A 16,006-nucleotide genomic window follows, 5' to 3' on the forward strand; every position below is an offset into this window, starting at 1 on the left:
GTCAGGTACAGGACTCGGTCGAAATCGGGAAGTTGTCGTGGTCCGGCGGGCCGCTGGGGGCCGGGTCGATCCGCCGCGGATTTGTCAATCGTCGAGACGCGGCAGGGGCCGCACTGACGCCGCGCGTACGGCCGGGCGCCGGTCGAATGCGTGGTTTTCGATGTCTCGGAGAAGCGTGTGAACCGAATCGCTTCGAGACAGTCGCCGCTCGAGCAGGGGGTTGATCAGTCCACGGAGGTGATAGTAGGGCCTCCATAGGGCGGGAGAGACGGTCACCGGAGCGCGCCGACCGACGGCGCGCACCAGTGAGTGCGCGGCATCGTCGACCGTCATCCGACGATTCAGGGGCCAGGGCAAAAGCTGTCCGATTCGTCGCCCGAATTCGTTGTAGTCCAACGTATCCGTTGCCAATCGGGTGTCGACGATCCCGAAGTACTGAATGCCGCAGGTGGCGCCGACGGCGGCGAGTTCGATGCGCAGCGATCGACCCAACTGCTCGACCGCTGCCTTCGACACCATATAGGGGGAGCCGGCTGGTCCCGGTGTGAATGCGGCGCAGGACGAGACGAGTTGGATGTGGCCGCCACTGTCTACGATGTCGTCGATCGCTGCTCGGACGACGTTGAGGACACCGCCGAAGTTGACGGCGAGCACCTTGTCGAAGTCGGCAATATCCGCGGTTCTCACCGTTGCGGGTGGCGGCGTGATCCCGGCGTTCGCGATCACGACGTCCACTGCCCCGAAATGGAGCGCGCTCTCCTGCACGCAGCGCTCCATGGCGTCGTGATCGGTCACGTCACCGTACAACCGGAGGAGGCGGTCATTCGACGAGCGGGTGCCCGGCTTCTCGAGATCGATGACGGTGACGTAGGCGCCGCGTCGAAGCAGGAGGTCGACCGTGGCAGCGCCGATGCCGTGCGCGCCCCCGGTGACGATGCACCGTTTGTTGCCCATCGCGTTCGGCCTGGTCATCCGACGACCCCGAATTCGAAGTCGGCGATGTCGAGGTCGGCCAACGCCCGTTCGAAGTTGCGTACCGAACCAGGCCAGAAGGTGACGTTACGCCCGCTGGGACTGAGGTAGTAGCTGCTGCAGCCACCCGCATTCCATACGGATTTCTGCAGGGCCCGGTCCACGTCGGCGGTGAATCGCGCTTGGATTTCCCTGCGGACGTCGACCGACACCGCTTGCTGTTCGTCCATCGCCCGGAGACACGCGAGCACGTAGTCGACCTGCGCCTCGATGGTGACAACCTGCGAGGTGTAGACCACCGAGTTCGGGCCGAGGAGAATGAAGAAGTTCGGGAAGCCGTGGACCGACGTGCCGTTGTAGGACGTCATTTCCCCATCTCTCCATGCGTCGTTGAGCGAGATCCCGTGTCGTCCGACGATGCGGCGGAACCCGGAATGACCGGCCACTTGAAAGCCCGTGCCGAGGATGATCGTGTCCAGCTCGTGCTGGTGTCCGTCGGAAGTTTCGATGCCGTTCGGGTGCACCATCGCGATCGGGTTGGTCTCCACGTGCACGTTGTCGCGACAGAGCGCCGGATAGAAGGCGTTGGAATACGTCGGGCGTTTGCACCCGAACCGGTAGGTCGGTGTCAGCTTCCGACGCAGCGTGGTGTCCGGGACCTGGCGACGCAGATGAATCCGTCCCAGCACTGCCGCAGGGAACAGCAGTGACGGGTGACGGACAAGGCCTGGCACGAACGCGGCCTGGACCCCCGAGAACATGGACCGGAGCGCACGCTGCGTTCGAGGACAGAGAGTGAAGATGCGGGCGAAGGTGGAGTGAATTCGCCTGTCCGGGTGCGGCAGAATCCACGTCGGCGTGCGCTGGAACAACGTGAGATGGGCGGCGTCCGGAGCCACTCGGGGCAGGAACTGGACGGCCGAGGCGCCAGTGCCGATGACCCCGACGTTCTTGCCCACCAGGTCGCGGCTGTGATCCCATTGGGCGGAATGAAAGACCGCGCCCTCGAAAGATTGCAACCCGGGCAAATCGGGTGTCGACGGCTCACTGAACGGACCGAGCGCTCCGATCAGGATTCGCGCGGACCACGTTCCACCGCTCGTCTCGACGATCCAGCGCGCGCTCTGCTCGTTCCACGTTGCTAGACGAACCTCGTGATTCAACTTGATGCGATCGGCGATTCCGCCGTTCTCGACGCAGGACTGGAGGTAGTCCTCGATCTCTGGTTGGAGCGCGTACAGGCGCGTCCATTCGGGGTTCGGGGCGAACGAGAAGGAGTAGAGCGCGGAGGGGATGTCGCACTGCGCTCCGGGGTAGGTGTTGACGTGCCAGGTACCCCCGACGGCGTCGTGTCGCTCGAACACGAGGAAGTCGCCGCGGCCCTCCTGGTCGAGGCGCAGTGCGGCACCGAGACCGCCGAAGCCTGCCCCGATGATCGCGACGTCGATGCGAGGATAAGTGTTGATCATCGGTCTCCCGGGTTGTGTGTCACAGGTCGAGGACGAGATTGGTGTCGCGAGCGGCGCGCGAGACGCACAGCGCCATCGACGAGGACTGCTCCATCGGTCGGAGTACCCTGTCGAGGTGCCGGGGTTCACCGGACCGATAGCGCACGACGCACGCTCCGCAGAAGCCTTGCCGGCAGGAAAACGCTTGTTCGGGCCGCAGGCGGCGGACCGCGTCCAATGCGGTTTCGGTGGGCCCGACGACGATCTTCTCACCGGTCGACATCAGGGTCAGAGCGAAGGGCTCGCCGTCTACGACCGGCGGGGGCGAGAAGAGTTCGGCGTGGAACTCCACGTCGGGCAGTGCGCGCGCGCGCACTCGCATGATCTGCGTCAGGGCGGCCGGCCCACAGACGTACATGGCGGTCCCCGGCCGCGCCAGCGAGGCGATAGCCTCCGAGTCGGGGAGACCGTCCTCGTCGTCGCTTCGGATGATCAGTCGCCCGCCCGACATGGCAGCGAGTTCACCGAGCATCGCAAGAAACGGCATGCTCGCCCGCGCTCGGCCGTGGTAGTACAGGGTCCACGGTGTCGATAACGACGCTGTCGCCTCGATCATCGACAGGATGGGCGTGATACCGATACCGGCGGCGACGAAGAGGTAGCTCGGTGCCGCGGACAGCGGAAAGGCATTGCGTGGTCCGCGGACTCGAACGTGCGACCCGACGGGTAGGGCGTGGATCTCGGCGGACACCGAGCCGCCCTCGACACGTCGGACCGCGATCCGGTGATGACGTCCACCGGGGACCGAGCCAGCGAGCGAGTACTGCCGCGTTGCGCCCGACGGTGTGGTGAGGTCGACATGGGCACCGGCCTTCCATCGGTGCACAGGTGCCCCGTCGGACCGACGCAGCAGCAGCGAGCGGACACCGTCGGCCTCGTCGACGGCGTCGTCGACGACCATGTCGACGTCGTAGCCGACGCGCCGGAGCGATGCGGTCGAGTCGGTCTTCGTGTGCGCCGCAAGCAGGGCGTACAGGCCGGAAGCTGCGCCGATTCCGCGTAGAACCATTCCCGGTTCAGCGGGTGCGACCGAACCGAGGCGTTCGAACACCGCGCCTCCGGCATCAGGGGGGGACGGCACCGTCGTCGTCACTGTTGCGCCGCGACGGCTGCGGGTGACAGAGCCAGGTACCGCACGGCTTTGTCGATATTGCCCATCGACGACGGGTGGAATCCGGGCCTGACGTACAGGGCCAACTGTACGAAGAGGAAGGACAGGCCGGGGATCAAGTGTCGACGCGATGCACGGGCGAAAGCGAGGGGCCACGGCGTCCGCGCGCGACCGGAAAAATATCCTCGCCTCGTCGGGGCGGGTGTGGCAACGCGGTCTCGATAGAGATGCGAGGCGGTGGTGAACCACAGGAGCGCGAGACCGGCACTGGCGATGACGGCGGTGCGGACCCGCCGGAAGTAACCGCCGTCGACGTACTGGTACGCATCGAACGCCACGTTGCGGTGTTCGAGCTCCTCGGCGCCGTGCCACCGCAGCAGATCCAGCATTGTGGGATCCACGCCGATCCGATCGAACTCGGCGTTGTCGAGCAACCACTCACCGACCACGGCGGTGAAATGCTCAGCTGCGGCGTAGATTCCAAGGCGTTCGTGGAGCCAGGCGCGTCCTGCGCGGCCGCGCAGTCCGTGATCGCCGAACACGACGTCGACGGCGTAGCCGATTCTGGTCAGCACGGGGTCGACGTCCACTCCGTGTGTGCGGAGGTAGTCGCGGAAGCTCTCGTGCGACGCGGCATGGGTGGTCTCCTGGCCGACGAATCCCACCACTTCCTCGTGAAGGCGCCGGTCGTCGATCAGGGTGAGCGCACGGGCGAAGACATCGGCCATCGCGCGCTCACCTTCCGGGAGAACCAGGTGCATGACGTTCCAGAAATGGGTGGCGTACCAGTCGTTCGGGATGTACTGCAGTGGCACGTCCGTCCAGTCGAATTTCACCGCCCTGGCGGTGATGGCGTACGACTCGTCGGTGTACTCGACGCCGTGACTCTTGTTCACATCATCTCCCTCGTCGAGTTCAATGTAACAGAGCAACGAATATTGTTGCAATGTTGCATTGTGTCGCGAGTACGATCATTCGATGCCAGCGGAGAACGACGACCAGCCGATCCTCGACGCCGCGTTGGAGCTGTTCGGCGAAATCGGCATCGACAGGACCACGGTGGGCGACATCGCCGACCGTGCCAAAGTCAATCGGGTGACGGTGTACCGCCGCCACGGCTCCAAGATCGACGTGCTGCAGAAGGTGATGGCGCGCGAAGCAGACCGACTCTTCGTCCGCGTGTCCGAAGCGGCGTCCGGCCTGCTGTCGCCGCAGGACCGCATCGCGCACGCCTTCGCTGCCACGGTGGTGCTCGTGCGGTCCAACCCGATCTTGCGAGCGATGTTCGTATCCGGCGAGTCCGCCGTGCTCGAGGAACTGACGGTCCACGGCTCGCGGTTCCTCGAGCGGGCGATAGTCGTCGCCGACGCGATCGCCCGGCCGACGGGAAGTGCAAACGATCGATACGTGATCCCGGAGGCAACCGAGGTCGTCGTGCGTGTGGTGCACTCGATACTCCTGACGCCACACGCCCGCGTCCCGCTCGACACGACCGACGACTTGGTGGCATTCGGCTATCGGAACGTGGTGCCGATCCTGACGGCCACGACGCCCTCGCCGGTAGCGACGGCGTCAGCTGCGATGCCTGAGTCCGAGAACGCGGTCGAGAACGGGTGAGATCCACGGTCGCCGCTTCAGCGTGGTCAGATCGAATCCCGGTAAGAGCCACCGTTTCTCGACGCGCGAGCGGGTTCGGCAAAATTCGTAGAACCCCTCCTCGCCGTGCACGCGACCGAATCCACTTGCTCGCAGACCGCCCATCGGTACCGATCCCATGCCGGCGAACGCGATGACGGAATTGACGGTCACCTGCCCGCAAGAGAGTTGACGGGCGATGGCGTCGCCGTGGCGACGCGAGAACACCGATGCGCCGAGGGCGTACTGGTGGTCGTTCGCCCGGCGGACGGCATCGTCCACGTTCGACACTGTCGTCACCGTCACCGTCGGCCCGAACGTCTCCTCCCGAATCGCGTCGTTGTTCTCGGGAACGTCGGTGAGAACGATCGGCCCTATCACAGCGGAACCGATCGAGCTCGGCCCGCCGAACAGTGCCCGCCCCCCTGCGGCGAGCGCCGCATCGACATGGCGGCGCACGACGTCGATCTGAGCGGGCATGGTCATCGGCCCGTACGTCGCCTTCCTACCCATCCCCGGCTCGGCTCTACGCGCGTGTCGAACCAGCTCGGCGGTAAACGCCGGGGCCACAGCCTCATCGACGTAGACGCGCTCGACTCCGACGCACGTCTGTCCGGCATTGGTGAAGGCACCCCACGCCACCGCGCGGGCTGCCGCTGCGATGTCGGCGTCGGCCGCCACGATCACCGGATCTTTGCCTCCGCACTCCAGAACCACGGGTGTGAGCGTTCGGGCGCAGCGTTCCATGACCGCGGTGCCGGTCGCCGTCGACCCGGTGAACGCGATTTTGTCCACTCCCGATTCGCAGAGCGCGACGCCCGTGTCACCGAAGCCGGTCACCACGGACAGCACGCCCACCTGTATGCCAGGATTCGCAGCCGCAAAGGCTTGTGCGTAGAGGACCGCGACACCGGGAGTGTGCTCACTCGGCTTGAGTACCACAGTGTTTCCTGCGGCCAGCGCCGCGGACACCGCGCCGTTGGCGGTGTACAGCGGGTAATTCCACGGCCCGATCACACCCACGACGCCGAGTGGCACACGGTCGATGCGCGCGCGGGAGTTCGCGAGCAGGAGACCGGGCCGCACGCGGCGTGTCTGCAGCAGGCGTGCGGCGTTCTTCTCGTTCCACGCGATGTGTTCGAGGGTGAGAACCACCTCGAGGAGCGCGTCTTCGAGGGGCTTGCCGGTCTCGCGATGAATCAGCTCGGCGAACTCGGCTCGGCGTGACCAGATTTCGGCGCGCCACTGTCGCAGGTGACGACTCCGGCTTGCCACCGGCAACGACGACCAGGCCTCGAATGCACGGCGCGCCGTGTCGACGACCGATCCGACGTCCTGCTCGGTCGATACGGTGCAGCACCCCACGAGCGTTCCGTCCGCCGGGGAGCGGGACTCGAACGTCGTCGGCGACGTGTTCTTCGTCCGCAGCCCCGGTGCCACGTCGGCATTCACATCGGCACCGTGTCGCGCGACGGCCGCAGTTCGCGCTCGAGGATCTTGCCCGCGCCGCTCAGCGGAAGGGCCTCGAGGAACTCGACGGTGCGGGGGGTCTTGTACCCGGCCACGCGCGTGCGGACGAAATCACGCAGTTCGTCAGCGGTGGCGTCGGCACCCTCGGCCAGCACGACGCACGCATGGACGCGCTCACCCCAATCGGAGTCGGGAACACCGATCACGGCGCAGGCCATAACGGCCGGGTGCAGGCTCAGGGCGCTCTCCACCTCGGCGCTGTACACGTTCTCGCCACCGGTGATGATCATGTCCTTGAGACGATCGACGACGAAGAGGAAACCTTCCCCGTCCAGATATCCCATGTCCCCGGTGTGCATCCATCCGTCGCGCAGCGCGTCGGCAGTCTCCTCCGGCTTGTTCCAGTACCCGAGCATCACATGTCCGCCCCGTACCACGATCTCTCCGACGACACCGCTCGGCGCCGGTGCCCCGTCCGCGGTGACGACACGGACCTCGGAATGCGGTGCGGCGCGACCGGCCGACGCGATGCGCTCGCCCTCGTGGTGTTCGGGCCACAGCAGAGTGGCGACCGGAGACAACTCGGTCATTCCGTAGGCTTGGGTCAATCGAACGCGGGGGAGCCGGGCCCGTGTCCGTTCCAGGACGCCGGCGGAGATCACCGATCCTCCGTAAAGAATGCGCGAGAGGCTCCCGAGGTCGTGGCGGTCCACCGCTCCGGAATCCACGAGCATCTGAATCATCGTGGGCACCAACAACACGTCCGTGGCCGCGTGAGCTTCGATCGCCGCGGCGACGGCGTCCGGTTCGAAGAACGGAACCATGACATGCGTGCCACCCAGCATGATCTGGCCCACCCACGCCGCAAGATCGGCCAGGTGGAACATCGGAGCAGCATGGAGGAGGACCGAGCCCTCGTCGAGCAGCTGGCCAGTGGCGACCGTGCCCAGCGCGGAGGTCACCAGGTTCGCGTGCGACAGCATCACGCCCTTCGGGAATCCCGTGGTCCCACCGGTGTAGAAGAGCCCGGCGAGATCGGCTCCGCTACGCCGAGCGTCGTCACACGGTTCCGATGATTCGACGAGACCTTCGTACGAGACCATCGAGTCGGGGGTGGGTCCCTCGCCGCAGTGCACGATCGTCCGTAGACCCGGGCAGGAGGCGCGCAGCGCGGGTGCCATAGCGGCGAAGGTGTCGTCCAGAAGCAGCACGGTGGTGTCCGAGTCGTTGACGGCGTACGCGACTTCGACCGGGCTCCATCGGGTGTTGATCGGGTTGAGGACTGCGCCGGCCCACGGTACGGCCAGGAGATACTCCGAGTACCGGTCGCTGTTGAACGCCAGGATGCCCACGCGGTCACCCTCGGCGACTCCGAGGTCGTGGAGGCCGGATGCCACACGCGCGACACGGTCGTGTTGCTCGGCGAATGAGCGCACGCGACCCATGAAGACGGAGGCCGGCCGATCAGGAGTGGTTCGAGCAGACCGGTGGAGGCCCTGGGTGAGATACATGTCGCTCTACCTCTGCGATGGGTGGTGGGTGAGTGGGCTCACACTTGCACGTTGTTGGCACAGTGTCAACAACGTCGAAAGCGTTCCCGAACGTCGTCGAGCGACGTGAGCTCACAACTATCGACGCAAGTCTCGGGCTGTGACGAGGCACGTCGAGAGTGCTGCCACGAGGAGGCGTTCGACATCGTCTCGAGTCAGGCTGCCCCGAATGAGCCACTCGTGCCCTGCGGCCTTGACAAACCCCCCGTAGGCGCGGATGACGGAGACGGTGAGTTCACGCTCCTTCCGAGTGCCGTCGAACCCGACGGACGCGAGCACACGCTCGGCAGCGAGTTCGTCGGCTCGATCCAGAATTTCCGACACTTCGGGATCCACCCCGGTACCGCTCGCGATACGCACCCATGCTCGGCCGTGCGCTTCGATCACGCCGACGAGCCAGTGCACCGCTCCCGCGACGCGTTCGTCGTGCGTCCCGGTCGGTAGATTCACGTCGTCCACGGGCGGCACGGTCACGAGGAATCGGACGCATTCGAGGTACACGTCTCGCTTGCTGCCGATGTAGTGATGGATCAGGCCGCGAGCGACCCCGGCGGATCCGGCGATGTCCGCCATGGACACTTCACCGTACGGACGGTCGGCGAAGAGACGAACAGCGCTCGCAAGAATCTGCGTTCGCCGTTCGTCGGGTTCGAGCCTGCTGAAGCGAGGTGCTCGTACGCCAGGAGCATCGGTCTGCGGCATGGTCGCCATGATGACATCGACTCTCGGCGGACCTCCACCGCTATCTGTGGGGCCTCGTCCGACCGCGCAGACTCCCGGGGACGATGAAGCGGTCGCCGTACCGTTCGCGCAGGGTGTCGGCGCGCTCCACGAAGCCGGAGAGTCCGCCCTCGAATTGGTCGACGAACTGGACCACTCCACCGGTCCACGCTGGGTAACCGATGCCCATAAGAGAACCCACGTTTGCTTCGGCGGCGGTGCGTACGATGCCGGCATCGAGACAGGCGATCGCGTCGAGTGCCTGCGCGACCAACATGCGATCCATCATGTCTTCGTAAGGAATGCCGTGTTCCGGGCGGTGCCAGCGCTCGACGAGGCCCGGCCACAGCCCGATCCGGGCCCCTGTGTCGTCGTAGTCGTAGAACCCGCGACCGGCCCTGCGGCCGGGGCGGTCGTGGTCATCGATCATGCTGTCGACTAGCGCATACGACTTCGACTCCGTCCACAGATCCCCGCGCCGCTGCGTCGCTCCCGCCATGCCGACGCGGATGTGGCGAGACAACGTCAACGAAATTTCGTCCATCAGCGCCAGAGCGCCGGTGGGGTAGCCCGCTCCGGCTGCGGCACGTTCGACGGTCTGCGGGTGCACCCCTTCGGCGACGAGGGAGATCGCCTCGTCCATGAATCGACCGATCACCCTGGTGGTGAAGAATCCGTGACTGTCTCTCACCACGATGGGGGTCTTGCGGATCGCCTGCACGAAGTCCATTGCGCGCGCCAGTGTTACGTCTGTCGTCTTCTCTCCGACGACCACCTCCACCAGTGGCATCTTGTCGACTGGGGAGAAGAAATGGGTGCCGATGACATCCGATTCACGGGCAATGCCCGCTGCGATTTTCGACACCGGAAGTGTGGAGGTGTTCGTGCAGAGCAATGCATCGGGGGCGACGTGCCCGGCAACGCGATCGAAGACGCCTACCTTCACGGCGAGGTCCTCGAAGACGGCTTCGACCACCAGGTCGCATCCCGCCGCGGCGGCGGGATCGTCGGTCGGAGTGATGAGCTGGAGCACCGCGTCCGCCCGCGCAAGCGTAGTTCGGCTGGCGGAGATCTGCTTGCCCAGGATTGTCCGTGAGTATTGCTTGCCGCGTTCGGCCGCTTCAGCCGTCACGTCCAGTAACACGACCGGGATGCCCGCCGAGGCGACCACGTGGGTGATCGCCGCGCCCATCATCCCCGCGCCCACCACCAGTACTCGGGTCGGTTCTCGCCGGGGCTCGCCCGACGGGCGGGACGCGCCCTTGGTGACGGCCCCCATGTCGAAGAAAAGCGACTGAATCAAATTTCCCGACGTGGCCCCGCAGACCAGTTCCGTGCAGTACCGAGTCTCGAGCGCAAACGCGGCATCGGCGTCGAGCGCGGCTCCGTCGACCGCCGTGAGAAACACCGCTTCGGAGGCGGATCGCTGCGCGCCGCGAAGTCGTTCACGATCGGTGATGGGGATCGGTGTGAATGCCGTGGACGCCTCGGCCCGAGTGGGGGTCCCGCCCGGCACCGAGAAACCTTCGTGGTCCCACGGTTGTCGGGCGCCGGGATTGGCCCGAATCCAGTGGTGCGCGCTGCGCAGAAGGGCGTCGGGGGAGTCGGCGATCTCGTCGACGAGACCGACCTTCAATGCTGCGGCTGGGCGGTAGCGCTGACCACGACCTACGACACTGGTCAGTGCGGTGGTCACCCCCAGCATTCGGGTCACCCGCGTCACTCCTCCTGCACCCGGCAGCAGTCCGAGGGTGACCTCGGGTGTACCGAATCGCGACGACGGGCGGTCGAGGGCGATGCGGCGGTGACACGCCAGAGCGACCTCGAAGCCACCGCCGAGCGCGGTGCCGGTCAGTGCGGCCACCACGGGGCGACCCAGCGTCTCGAGCCGTCGGAGGTTGTTCTTGGTGAAGTCGAGCGCCGCCGCGATTCGACCCTCGTCATCGGGCCCGGCGTCGCGGAGCAGTTCCAGATCACCGCCGGCGAAGAAGGAATCCTTTCCTGAGGTCATCACGACTCCGACATAGTCGTCTCGGTGGCGTTCCAGCCACGCCACCGTGTCGGCGAACGACCGCCCGAACGCGTCATTCATGGTGTTGGTCGGCTGTGTCGGATCGTCCATGACGAGCCGGGCGATTCGCTCGTCGTCGACGACGACGGTGATGGTGGGCGTTTCGAGAACGACGTTCTCGGTCATGGGAGTCCTTCGAGTCGGTGAGTTGGTCATAGCGAGCGAGCCACGATGTCTTTCATGACTTCGTTGGCGCCGGCGTAGATGCGCGAGATGCGGCTGTCGAGGTACATGCGCGCGATGGGGTATTCCTCCATGTACCCGTACCCGCCGAACAACTGAAGGCAGCGATCGACCACCTCGACCTGTCGGTCTGTGGTCCAGTACTTCACCATTGCCGCCGTCGGAACATCGAGGTCACCGGTGAGGTGCTTGTCGACGGCATCGCGAACGAACGTGTCGACGACGCGTCCGAGGGTGGCGCACTCGGCCAGTTCGAATCGCGTGTTCTGGAGGTCGAAAATGGTGCGTCCGAACGCATTGCGCGATTTTGTGTACGCGACGCACTCCCGGACCGCAGAGTCGATCATCGCGCTCGCGGCGACGCCGCAGATGAGGCGTTCCTGGGGAAGTTGCTCCATCAGCTGCACGAAGCCGTGCCCCTCCGTATCTCCCAGCAGATGAGGCACAGGCACACGCATGCCGTCGAACGTCAGCTCGGTCGTGTCCTGACCTTTCTGTCCGATCTTGTGCAGCAACTGACCACGGGTGAAACCGGGCGTGTCGTCGGATACCTCTGCCACCAGCAATGACACCCCTCGCGCCCCCGCGTCCGGGTCGGTCTTGACCGCAATGATGAGAAGGTCGCAGCTGCCGCCGTTGGAAATGAAGGTCTTGCTTCCCGTCACGACATAGTCATCGCCGTTCCGGACTGCCCGCGTCCGTATCGCCTGCAGGTCGGACCCGGTACCGGGTTCGGTCATGGCGATGGCGCCGATCCATTCCCCCGAACACAGGCGGGGCAACCACCTCAGCTTGTTTCTCTCCGAGGCGTACGCGAGCAAGTAATGCGGAACGATCCCGCAATGCACTCCGAGTTGGAGAGACGAGTCGCCGGCCCTGACCTGCTCCTCGAACAGCACGGCCTCATGGCGGAAGTCCCCGCCTCCGCCGCCGTACTGCTCGGGAACGGACATCCCGAGCAGTCCGTGGCGGCCAGCGCTGCGGTAGACCTCGCGATCAGGACGACCCGCTGTGGCGAACTCCTCTCGCCGGGGTGCCACCTCGCTCGCGAAGAAGTCCCGCGCCAGGGCACGGACATCGTTGAGTTCGTCGACGCTGTGCGCCCTGGCGGCAACGGTCGTCATCTGCCCCACCTCTCTTCGGTGACCCTGCGTGGCCGTTGCATACGACCGCGGGGGATCAATCCCAGTTGGCATTGTGCCAACAAGAATGTGTCACGTTGATTCCGGTGTCAATGCGCTACACCTACGGCGCGTCCACCCGCGACCGCCGCCGAACGCGCGTCGCAGCACCGACAGGGAGTTCGACATGCCACGTTTCGCTGAATGCCGCACCATTTGACGACTTCAATGCCGTTCATATTCGCTGACCGATTCATAACGCGCTGTCGCCGAGTCGACCGCTGCGCGACAGCTGTGGAAGGACGCCTACATCCGGGGCCGAGGCGTCCCCGCACAAGGAGATCTATCGGGCGCCATGCCGTCCCACCGGGATCGCGGCGAACCCGGCGGCGTTGACGCCGGGCCGTCTGGAGTGAGGCAACGCCCGGTCTCGGCCCTAGCTGCCGAACGCGTCCGTGAGGTCGCCAGTTCCAGAGGCACCGGCTACGTCGACGTCCGGTGCCAGTTGCACTCCGATGCTCCACAAGCCCGGCCGAGTCGACCACGGTGTGCCATGACTCGTCCGTCGAGCACTCCAGCCCAGAACGTGCTCTCGGCGTGGAGGTCGGCTGCGTCGAACACGACGACCCGGCGAATGATTCGCACGGCCACAAATGCTACTCACGGCAGAAACGGATCACGGCGTGTTCGCGTACCGCGTGATCGACCATCCGGTCCGCGGCTAACCGCTTGTCCCCCCTCACAATTTCGCCGGGTCGGCGTATTGCGGCAAGACCCACTGTGCACCGCACAATTGCCCGGCATATCACCGAGCGGAGGGCTCCGATGGCAGGAGCTCCGAAACGCCGGCGCGTTCTCAGGTGCACGAGTCCGGGGCGTACTTGACCCGAACGTCACCGGCAAGAAGTTCCCCGGCAGTCCGACCGGTCGTACCGCAGCCGACGACCGGTCCAGGATCTCGGCGAGATGACCGACTTAGGTCGACTATTCACCGGAGTACCTGCGTAGTTTCCGAGCGGGATTGGCCGAGCTGCGGCGGCGTGGCGACGACGTCGTGTTCGACTAGCGGGGCCGAGGCGGCGCGAGTCTTACCTGCCGATTTCACCCGTGAGTGCCGCAGTCAGCGGGGCCGTTTCTGTGGGTCCCGCACCGATTCGATGAGCTCGACGGCGAGGTCGCGCACCTTGCGGTTGGTGTGCTGGGACCGCTCCACCATCACCTGGAACGCCTCGTCGGCGGAGACGCCGTGCACGGCCATCAGGATGCCCTTGGCCTGCTCGATCGGGCCTCGGTGCGCCATCGCCTCGCGCAGCCCCTGCACCTCGGAGCGCAGGGTGTCGAAGCGGTCGTAGTCCCCGAGCACCTCCGAGAGCATGGCGGTCAGGCCGACTGCGGTGTCGACGTCGGATTCGGTGAACGCCGACGGCGCTTCCCCGTAGAGGTTGAGTGAGCCGAATCGCCTGCGTTCGGTGCTGAGCGGCACGGCGAGGAACGAGTGGATGTTCTCCTCGCGGGCGGTGTCGGCGAACCGTGGCCACCGCCGCTCGGCTTGGACCGAGTCGACCCGGACGACCTCTCCGGTGCGGGCGGCGTGCAGGCACGGTCCGGATCCGGCTTCGTACTGGTCGGCGTCCACGCGCAGGGTGCGGGCGTCGCTGTGCACGGCGGTGAACATGCGGTTCGCCACGTGCACGGTGACCCCGCAACTGGCGGCGCCGTCGATGGCCTTCGACGACAGCGCCACCAACGACCGCAACGCACGGTCGAGTCCCTCATCGGTGTCGACGGACGTCCCGAGCGCGCCGCGGAGGTCGGCCTCCTGCCCGGGGTGGCCCCACCGCACGTGCGGAGTGTCGCTCTCGCGGACCGAGTCCTGCGTCGCCCGGTGCGCGTCCTCCTTGTCCATGACCACAAGTATGACCCGGCGAGTCACGGACACCCGCCAGAACGACCGGACCCTGTGCGCCGGGCGGGGGAGCGATCTGCCGATGCGTCCGTGTCGGTGGGTCCGTGCTGCTCCATCGAGTCACCGACACCGTGATGGGCGTGCCGCCACCGGGCAGCCCGCAGTGGCGCACACGGTTCCACAATTCCGACGAGATCACCCGCGCAGTGCGCAGCACCCGCCGCGCAGAGCTGCGAGCCCTCATCGCCGAGCGGGCGGGAGTGGCGGATCCCGCTGCCGCACCGCAGCCGCGCCGGCCCAGCAGCGCACCGCGGCGCCGACGAGCACGACTCGATCCGGCGCAACTGTCCATCTTCTAGCCGCACACGGAACACGCCCAACACTATTAGTGCAGAACACATAACGATCGTCGGCCACGGTGCCGACAGAAACCCGATGCCACCTCGACGAGAGGGCGCGAGCGCAGGCCCGACGGTAAGCCCTCAGCGGTCGCTGGGCGAAAGGGTGATCAGAGTACGGCCCGCCGACGCCGGAGACGAGCACCGCTGTCAGCCGGATGTGAAGTCGCCGGGCTGACGAATGGTCACTCGCTGTCTCGTCGGGCGATGCGTTCGGCGAGGTCGTTGACGGGTATGTGCCAGTCCTGCGACAGACGCACCAGCATCGAGAACGCCGCATCGGCTCGGAGGTCGTAGCGTTCCATGATGATGCCCTTCGCCTGACCGATGACATCCCTGGTCACGAGGGCCGATTCGAGTTGCGCTTCTCGTTCGGCGGCGACGAGAGCGACGGCGGCGTGAGTGGCGAGCAGGACTCCGGCGTCGTCGTCGGTGTCATCGAACCCGTGCGAAGTGTCGGAATACAGGTTGAGCGCCCCGAGGTGGTCGTGGTGGGTGTACAGGCGGAAGGTGAGCATCGAGCGCACGCCTCGACCTGCGGCGGCGGGGGCAAAAATGGGCCACCGATCCTCGGCGGCCATGTCGGTCACTCGGACACTGTGGTGTTTCCACACAGTGTCGAGACAGGGGCCCTCTCCGCACTGTTCTTGAAGTCGATCGATGACGCGGGGCAGGGCGTCGGTGGCGGCACGGTAGTCGACCTTGTGGTTCTTGGTCACGAGGGTGATGCCGGCATGGTCGGCGCCGGGAATCAGCTCCACCGCATGGGCGGTAATGGCAGCGAGGGTCTCGTCGACGCTGCCATGATCGACTTGAATGGTGCGGGCCATCTCGGCCAGCGCCCGTCCCAACGATCCTGGCTCCGGATCGCCACCGCTCTCCCGGTTGTCGGGCATGGTCACCTTTTCGTCTGCTGATGGGGCACGTACCGGGTATGCGGATCGTGGCGCCACCTTGTCACACCCGACGGCGTAGGGTCGGCTTCGTTCGGTACAGCCCCTGCCGTTCGGATCTTTTGTCCGAACTCTGTCGCGCGCCTGTCTCCCACAGAGCGTGAACCCGGGAGCGTGCCCGATGTCGCAGCACCAGCCAGCCGATTCACCCGACGACACCAAACAAGCCGCACGTCTGCGGTCTGCTCTAGACCACCGGCGCATCGAGGCGATGGCGGTGGGCATCGTGATGGTGATCGACGACGTCGGCATTCTCGAGGCCACCGCCCGAATCGCCGCCGACGCGCAGCGTCAAGGTATGGACATCCATGCTCTCGCCGCGACGATCTGCCATACACGTATCTATCCGTGAAGCCGGTGGGTACGCCGCACCGGTGCGGCCAACCCGAGTGACTTGCACGGGATGAC

At 65.9% G+C, this 16,006-nt stretch carries 14 protein-coding genes; 3 read left to right on the forward strand and 11 right to left on the reverse strand.

Annotated elements, in window-relative coordinates; genetic code table 11:
• Positions 1-84: 84 nt before the first annotated feature.
• The 4 genes from OG947_RS22370 to OG947_RS22385 are packed head-to-tail and all read right to left on the reverse strand — an operon-like array spanning position 85 to position 4,487.
• Positions 85-972, reverse strand: coding sequence for an SDR family NAD(P)-dependent oxidoreductase (locus OG947_RS22370; protein WP_328814142.1), 888 nt, complete (start codon positions 970-972; stop codon positions 85-87).
• Positions 969-2,441, reverse strand: a complete 1,473-nt coding sequence (locus tag OG947_RS22375; protein WP_328814301.1) for a flavin-containing monooxygenase — start codon at positions 2,439-2,441, stop codon at positions 969-971. The genes OG947_RS22370 and OG947_RS22375 overlap by 4 nt, the downstream gene beginning before the upstream one ends.
• 19 nt (positions 2,442-2,460) lie before the next feature.
• Complete coding sequence (locus tag OG947_RS22380) at positions 2,461-3,531, reverse strand: PDR/VanB family oxidoreductase (RefSeq protein ID WP_328814143.1); 1,071 nt, start codon at positions 3,529-3,531, stop codon at positions 2,461-2,463.
• A gap of 38 nt (positions 3,532-3,569) precedes the next feature.
• Entirely contained in the window at positions 3,570-4,487 is a 918-nt protein-coding gene (locus OG947_RS22385; protein WP_328814144.1) for a metal-dependent hydrolase, read from the reverse strand.
• Positions 4,488-4,569: 82 nt separating this feature from the next.
• Here OG947_RS22385 and OG947_RS22390 point away from each other — a divergent pair, with 82 nt between their 5' ends.
• Positions 4,570-5,208: a TetR/AcrR family transcriptional regulator gene (locus tag OG947_RS22390; RefSeq protein WP_328814145.1), complete on the forward strand. Its 639-nt coding sequence runs from the start codon at positions 4,570-4,572 to the stop codon at positions 5,206-5,208.
• Here OG947_RS22390 and OG947_RS22395 read toward each other — a convergent pair.
• From OG947_RS22395 to OG947_RS22420, 6 genes are all read right to left on the reverse strand, one after another.
• A complete protein-coding gene (locus OG947_RS22395) occupies positions 5,164-6,678 on the reverse strand; it encodes an aldehyde dehydrogenase family protein (RefSeq protein ID WP_328814147.1) in 1,515 nt (504 codons plus the stop codon). The genes OG947_RS22390 and OG947_RS22395 overlap by 45 nt on opposite strands.
• On the reverse strand, positions 6,675-8,207 hold the full coding sequence (locus tag OG947_RS22400; protein ID WP_328814148.1) for an acyl-CoA synthetase: 1,533 nt from the start codon (positions 8,205-8,207) through the stop codon (positions 6,675-6,677). Before OG947_RS22400 ends, OG947_RS22395 begins: the two co-directional genes overlap by 4 nt.
• Positions 8,208-8,324: 117 nt before the next feature.
• On the reverse strand, positions 8,325-8,819 hold the full coding sequence (locus OG947_RS22405; RefSeq protein ID WP_328814149.1) for a TetR/AcrR family transcriptional regulator: 495 nt from the start codon (positions 8,817-8,819) through the stop codon (positions 8,325-8,327).
• Positions 8,820-8,988: 169 nt separating this feature from the next.
• The gene (locus OG947_RS22410) at positions 8,989-11,193 is read right to left on the reverse strand and encodes a 3-hydroxyacyl-CoA dehydrogenase NAD-binding domain-containing protein (RefSeq protein WP_328814150.1); all 2,205 of its coding nucleotides are present in this window, start codon (positions 11,191-11,193) and stop codon (positions 8,989-8,991) included.
• A complete protein-coding gene (locus tag OG947_RS22415) occupies positions 11,190-12,344 on the reverse strand; it encodes an acyl-CoA dehydrogenase family protein (protein ID WP_328814151.1) in 1,155 nt (384 codons plus the stop codon). The genes OG947_RS22410 and OG947_RS22415 overlap by 4 nt, the downstream gene beginning before the upstream one ends.
• Before the next feature lie 1,117 nt (positions 12,345-13,461).
• Entirely contained in the window at positions 13,462-14,247 is a 786-nt protein-coding gene (locus tag OG947_RS22420) for a GAF and ANTAR domain-containing protein (RefSeq protein WP_328814152.1), read from the reverse strand.
• 104 nt (positions 14,248-14,351) lie between these two features.
• On the opposite strand from OG947_RS22420, the gene OG947_RS22425 reads away from it, so the two are divergent.
• Positions 14,352-14,606, forward strand: coding sequence for a hypothetical protein (locus OG947_RS22425; protein WP_328814154.1), 255 nt, complete (start codon positions 14,352-14,354; stop codon positions 14,604-14,606).
• A 224-nt stretch (positions 14,607-14,830) separates the two neighbouring features.
• Here the strand turns inward: OG947_RS22425 and OG947_RS22430 are convergent, their stop codons facing one another.
• Complete coding sequence (locus tag OG947_RS22430; RefSeq protein ID WP_328814156.1) at positions 14,831-15,541, reverse strand: GAF and ANTAR domain-containing protein; 711 nt, start codon at positions 15,539-15,541, stop codon at positions 14,831-14,833.
• 178 nt (positions 15,542-15,719) lie between these two features.
• Here OG947_RS22430 and OG947_RS22435 point away from each other — a divergent pair, with 178 nt between their 5' ends.
• A complete protein-coding gene (locus OG947_RS22435; protein WP_328814157.1) occupies positions 15,720-15,950 on the forward strand; it encodes an ANTAR domain-containing protein in 231 nt (76 codons plus the stop codon).
• Positions 15,951-16,006 lie beyond the last annotated feature (56 nt).

The sequence above is a fragment of the Rhodococcus sp. NBC_00297 genome, assembly GCF_036173065.1.
Classification (GTDB): domain Bacteria; phylum Actinomycetota; class Actinomycetes; order Mycobacteriales; family Mycobacteriaceae; genus Rhodococcoides.

Bases quoted from the DNA above. Each gene is read 5' to 3' on its own strand.
- OG947_RS22420 (WP_328814152.1), bottom strand. From the start codon at position 14,247: ATGGACAAGGAGGACGCGCACCGGGCGACGCAGGACTCGGTCCGCGAG.
- OG947_RS22435 (WP_328814157.1), top strand. From the start codon at position 15,720: ATGTCGCAGCACCAGCCAGCCGATTCACCCGACGACACCAAACAAGCC.
- OG947_RS22410 (WP_328814150.1), bottom strand. From the start codon at position 11,193: ATGACCAACTCACCGACTCGAAGGACTCCCATGACCGAGAACGTCGTT.
- OG947_RS22400 (WP_328814148.1), bottom strand. From the start codon at position 8,207: ATGTATCTCACCCAGGGCCTCCACCGGTCTGCTCGAACCACTCCTGAT.
- OG947_RS22405 (WP_328814149.1), bottom strand. From the start codon at position 8,819: ATGGCGGACATCGCCGGATCCGCCGGGGTCGCTCGCGGCCTGATCCAT.
- OG947_RS22430 (WP_328814156.1), bottom strand. From the start codon at position 15,541: ATGCCCGACAACCGGGAGAGCGGTGGCGATCCGGAGCCAGGATCGTTG.
- OG947_RS22390 (WP_328814145.1), top strand. From the start codon at position 4,570: ATGCCAGCGGAGAACGACGACCAGCCGATCCTCGACGCCGCGTTGGAG.
- OG947_RS22370 (WP_328814142.1), bottom strand. From the start codon at position 972: ATGACCAGGCCGAACGCGATGGGCAACAAACGGTGCATCGTCACCGGG.
- OG947_RS22415 (WP_328814151.1), bottom strand. From the start codon at position 12,344: ATGACGACCGTTGCCGCCAGGGCGCACAGCGTCGACGAACTCAACGAT.
- OG947_RS22375 (WP_328814301.1), bottom strand. From the start codon at position 2,441: ATGATCAACACTTATCCTCGCATCGACGTCGCGATCATCGGGGCAGGC.